Below are 3,930 nucleotides of genomic sequence, written 5' to 3' on the forward strand. Positions count from 1 at the left end.
GGCCCCCCCCCCCCCCTCCCGGGGGGGGGGGGGGGCCGGGGGGGGGGCGGGGGGGCCTACCCCGGCCCGCCCGCCCCCACCGCTGCGGACGGACCGTGTCCACGTGCGTCGGCCCGGGAGGTGGCGGCTGCGTCGACCGGGGCCCATGTCAGCGGAAGGCCGCCACGTGATGCTCCGCCCACTGCGCGAGGGTCAAGGCACTGCTGCCCACCCCTGCAGGCAGCAAAAATTCCGATAATTCCGGTGCGCCGAAGCTCGCCGTCGTGATAGTCCGACGGGTCATGGGAGATCTTGTGACACCTCGACTCGTACTCCACCCGTTGAGTCCCGCCGAGGCGGAAAACGTAGTGGCCCACCGTCCGGGGCCGGGTGCCCTGTGGGCACCGGAGTACCCCACCGACGGCGACAAGGCCGGGGCCAGGCATTTCTTGGAGCATTGCGCCGACTCCGGCAACCCCCAGCCGTTCGGCGCCTACGAGATCCGCCTCCGCCAGGACGGACACGCCATAGGCGGAGTGGGTTTTCACGGCGCTCCGAACGCGGAGGGGCAGGTGACGATCGGCTACGGTCTGACCCCTGCGGCGCGCGGCAAGGGGTACGCCTCCGAGGCGCTGCGGGCGCTGCTGGAGTTCGCCCGCGACGAGGGCATCGCCGCCGTGAACGGCGATGCCGACCTCGACAACATCGCGTCCCATCGCGTCATGGTGGCGGCAGGCATGCGTTTCGTCCGGGCGGACGACCGGGTGAAGTACTTCCTCATCGAATGGTCGGACACGCCGGAGGCGCCGGACACGACAGAGGTGACGTACGTGGCTGAAGCCACCGCCGCGACGGACGCCGTATAAGGGACAGAACCCGCCGGGACGCTCCGGCGGGTTCTGCCGTCATACGGCCGACGAGTCGGCCGGCGCCTCAGCCCGCAGCGGCGGCCGCATGGGACGAGGTACCGCCCCCGGACGTCACCGCACCGGTCTTCGGCACCAGCAGTCGCTCGGTCAGATAGCCGAAGACCAGACCGAAAGTGGTCCACAGCGTGGCCTGAACGGCGAGAGTGGCGAGGCGGAACTCCCACAGCAGACTCGCCGGGAAGTCCTTTCCGACCTCGTTGAACGAGGGCAGGAAGGCGTAGGCCAGCCCGATGACGAGCACATAGGCGGCGGACGCCGCGATGGACGCGTTCCAGTTGCCGAGGCGGGGAGCCAGCCGCTTGCCGAAGATGACGGCAGCGACGGCCAGCAGCACGCTGAGGGCGACCATCAGGAAGAACAGGGTGGTGCGTTGGCCGATCGTGTCGGGGTTTCCGACAGCCGGCGGATTGGCCGGGTACTTGAGGAACGGCACGACATACACGGTCAGCAGGGCGCCGAACGCGATCAATGCGGCCGTGGCCCTCGGGCCGAACCTGCCGATGCGGCCGAGGGCGTAGCAGAAGACCAGCGCGGCGATGCCGCCGACAGCCACGCCGAAGACCAGGACACCGGTGGCGAGACCCGCGGTGGACTGCATGGTGCGGCTGACGAGCTCCTCGCCGCCGCCGTGGTCGTGGCTGTGAGCCTCTTCGAGGGCGATCGCCGCGTCCACCCGGGACTCACCGAGGAAGTAGGCGACGGCAAGAGCGAGCGCGCCCGCGACAAGTCCGGCCAGCATGCCGCGGACGAGCAGGGCTCTGACGGATATGGAGTTCATGAGGGTTCCCCTGAGGTGCGCAGCGTGTCAGTGGCAGGGGAAACCGAGCAGGTGGCGACCGTCGTGAACCCACTCGTGGACACCTTCGCCGGAAATGAGGGCGGTGGCACCCTGCTCGGCGCCGACGAAGTACAGGAGGACGAGCATGAGGATGCCGAAGAAGACCGCCCACGGGGCAATGGCCTTCAGCGAGATGGGGGTGATAGCGGGTGTTGCGACGCTTGCGGGGGCAGCAGTCTGTGCCATGGCAGAACCTCCTGAGGGAACACGCGTCCCGATCGTGGTGCCTGAGACGACAGTGCCGGGTCTGACTTCCCGTACAGGTACGGGTTCACAGTGGCGCGACCGTGCCGGATTCTCACCGGACTTCCATCACACCGTCGTCATGCTCGTCGCGACCATACCGCCTGCGGGCACCCGCCGCCATGGCGCCATCCGCGGGGCCGGAAGGCCCGGAGGCCATGGTGTGCTTACCCGAGAGTCCACAGTTCAGGGAGTTGACACCGGTGTTGACGATACAGGTGATGTTGATCTCACCGGCGCTCAATGCGGCGCTGCGCGAAGCCCGTTTCGACGGTGACGCCCCGCTCGACGCGTCCGGTGTCCGGCGGGCGCGTGCGGCCGCGGACGCGGTGCCTGCCGCCGGCCGCCGGGTGCACGGCGCGGACGAACGGTGCGCCGGGACCGCCGAGGCGCTGGGGCTGCGGTCCGACCCCGAACCACCCCTCCGTGGCTGGGACTTGGGGCGCTGGACCGGGCAGCGGCTGGCCGAGGTGAGCGAGGCCGAGCCGGAGGCGGTCTCGGACTGGCTGTCCGGCCCTTCGGCGGCACCGCACGGCGGTGAGTCGCTGCTGGACCTGTGTACGCGGGTAGGCGGCTGGCTGGACTCGTTGCATCGGGACGGCACCGGTGACGGCCGCGTGATCGCCGTGGTCGAACCCGCAGTGGTGCGCGCTGCGATCGTGCATGCGCTGGGTCTTCCGCCGCAGGCGTTCTGGCGGCTGGATGTCGCCCCGTTGACGCTGACCGAGCTCACCGGCCGGTCCGGCCGCTGGAACCTGCGCTGCGGGCGGTCCCTGAGCACCGGAACCGTCGCCCCGTGACCCGGCGTCGTCCTTCGCACCGCCGGACCGTCCACCCCGTCCGTTGCGTCAGGTCACAGCACATCTCCGCGCGGGCCCGCCGGTGGGTCCGCCCACACACCCGTACCGCTCGAGCAATGTGGACAAATGGTACGTAAAATGGCCAAGGCGTTCGAACCCACCGTCTCTTCGGAAGGGCGACCGACCATGACCGATCAAACACAGGTGAAGCGGCCCGAAACCACCCGCTCGCAATCAGAGGCCACGCACGAAGCGGGACCGCACGGCGGAAACCGCCGAACGGAACCCGGGTCGCGGGGCCGAACCACGATCGCCGACGGCGTGGTGGCGAAGATCGCCGGGCTGGCGGCCCGGGATGTGCCCGGAGTCCAGGGCATGGGAGGGGGATTCGCCCGCGGCATGGGGGCCGTGCGGGAGCGGGTTCCCGGAGCGGGAGGTCAGTCCGTCACCAGCGGTGTCAAGGTCGAGGTCGGCGAGGTCCAGGCGGCGGTCGACCTGTCGATCATCGTCGAATACGGGTACTCGATCGTCGAGCTCACGGGCGACGTCCGGACCGAAGTGATCGCCGCCATCGAGCGGATGACCGGTCTGGAGGTCGTGGAGGTCAACATCCTGGTGAGCGACGTGAAGCTGCCCGACGAGGAAGAGGAACAGCAGCCGGAGAGGCGGGTCGCGTAGCGGTTCGCCGGACCGGATCGCGCGTGGTCGAGAGGGCCCGTCGGACCGCCTCGTCGGCCCCGAACCCCGGCTGTCCCGTGTGATCCGCTGCGGTCCCGGCCAGGGATTCCCGGCCTTGGACGGCACTACGGGCCAGCGCGGTCGTCCACCACGCGGGACATGCCCTCCGGCGCATACTCGAAGGTGGCCCTGAAAGATTGGGGGACGCAATGATCGTCCTCGGAGTCATTTTGCTCGTGCTCGGCATGGTGGCCGGAATTTCCTTCTTGTGGACCATCGGCGTCGCACTCGTGCTGATCGGTGCGGTCCTCTGGATTCTCGGTGCTGTCGGCCACGGGATCGGTGGACGCCGCCACTACTGGTGAGAGGCGGAAAAACGCTTCGCCCCGCGAGCTGACCGGCACTTCGGGGACGTAGGTGCAGCGTGCATCTGCGCGGGACGACGCACCCCGGCGACGGGTCC

Annotated in this window: 6 protein-coding genes and 1 riboswitch; of the genes, 4 read left to right on the forward strand and 2 right to left on the reverse strand. The window is 69.6% G+C overall.

Annotation, left to right across the window (positions count from 1 at the left end; all coding sequences use genetic code 11):
- Window positions 1–281: 281 nt before the first annotated feature.
- Window positions 282–845 carry a GNAT family N-acetyltransferase gene (locus ACFU6I_RS48055; RefSeq protein ID WP_384380782.1) on the forward strand — a complete coding sequence of 188 codons (564 nt, stop codon included), beginning with the start codon at window positions 282–284 and terminating at the stop codon, window positions 843–845.
- 67 nt (window positions 846–912) lie between these two features.
- Here the strand turns inward: ACFU6I_RS48055 and ACFU6I_RS48060 are convergent, their stop codons facing one another.
- Both ACFU6I_RS48060 and ACFU6I_RS48065 read right to left on the reverse strand, forming a co-directional pair.
- The gene (locus ACFU6I_RS48060) at window positions 913–1,686 is read right to left on the reverse strand and encodes a CbtA family protein (RefSeq protein WP_384380785.1); all 774 of its coding nucleotides are present in this window, start codon (window positions 1,684–1,686) and stop codon (window positions 913–915) included.
- Window positions 1,687–1,713: 27 nt separating this feature from the next.
- Window positions 1,714–1,932, reverse strand: a complete 219-nt coding sequence (locus tag ACFU6I_RS48065; RefSeq protein ID WP_384031274.1) for a CbtB-domain containing protein — start codon at window positions 1,930–1,932, stop codon at window positions 1,714–1,716.
- 3 nt (window positions 1,933–1,935) lie between these two features.
- Window positions 1,936–2,084: riboswitch (adenosylcobalamin (AdoCbl) riboswitch) on the reverse strand.
- A gap of 126 nt (window positions 2,085–2,210) precedes the next feature.
- On the opposite strand from ACFU6I_RS48065, the gene ACFU6I_RS48070 reads away from it, so the two are divergent.
- The 3 genes from ACFU6I_RS48070 to ACFU6I_RS48080 all read left to right on the forward strand — a co-directional run bounded on the left by ACFU6I_RS48070 (window position 2,211) and on the right by ACFU6I_RS48080 (window position 3,832).
- Window positions 2,211–2,789 (forward strand): histidine phosphatase family protein, encoded by a 579-nt coding sequence (locus ACFU6I_RS48070; protein WP_384380787.1) that lies wholly within the window; start codon window positions 2,211–2,213, stop codon window positions 2,787–2,789.
- 186 nt (window positions 2,790–2,975) lie between these two features.
- On the forward strand, window positions 2,976–3,467 hold the full coding sequence (locus tag ACFU6I_RS48075; RefSeq protein WP_384380790.1) for an Asp23/Gls24 family envelope stress response protein: 492 nt from the start codon (window positions 2,976–2,978) through the stop codon (window positions 3,465–3,467).
- Between the two features lie 209 nt (window positions 3,468–3,676).
- A complete protein-coding gene (locus tag ACFU6I_RS48080; protein WP_384380793.1) occupies window positions 3,677–3,832 on the forward strand; it encodes a DUF6131 family protein in 156 nt (51 codons plus the stop codon).
- Window positions 3,833–3,930 lie beyond the last annotated feature (98 nt).

This window comes from Streptomyces sp. NPDC057486, from assembly GCF_042802415.1.
GTDB lineage: Bacteria > Actinomycetota > Actinomycetes > Streptomycetales > Streptomycetaceae > Streptomyces > Streptomyces yanii.

Excerpts from the sequence above, each read along its gene's own strand:
- ACFU6I_RS48065 (WP_384031274.1), bottom strand. The coding sequence starts at position 1,932 with ATGGCACAGACTGCTGCCCCCGCAAGCGTCGCAACACCCGCTATCACC.
- ACFU6I_RS48075 (WP_384380790.1), top strand. The coding sequence starts at position 2,976 with ATGACCGATCAAACACAGGTGAAGCGGCCCGAAACCACCCGCTCGCAA.
- ACFU6I_RS48055 (WP_384380782.1), top strand. The coding sequence starts at position 282 with ATGGGAGATCTTGTGACACCTCGACTCGTACTCCACCCGTTGAGTCCC.
- ACFU6I_RS48070 (WP_384380787.1), top strand. The coding sequence starts at position 2,211 with ATGTTGATCTCACCGGCGCTCAATGCGGCGCTGCGCGAAGCCCGTTTC.
- ACFU6I_RS48080 (WP_384380793.1), top strand. The coding sequence starts at position 3,677 with ATGATCGTCCTCGGAGTCATTTTGCTCGTGCTCGGCATGGTGGCCGGA.
- ACFU6I_RS48060 (WP_384380785.1), bottom strand. The coding sequence starts at position 1,686 with ATGAACTCCATATCCGTCAGAGCCCTGCTCGTCCGCGGCATGCTGGCC.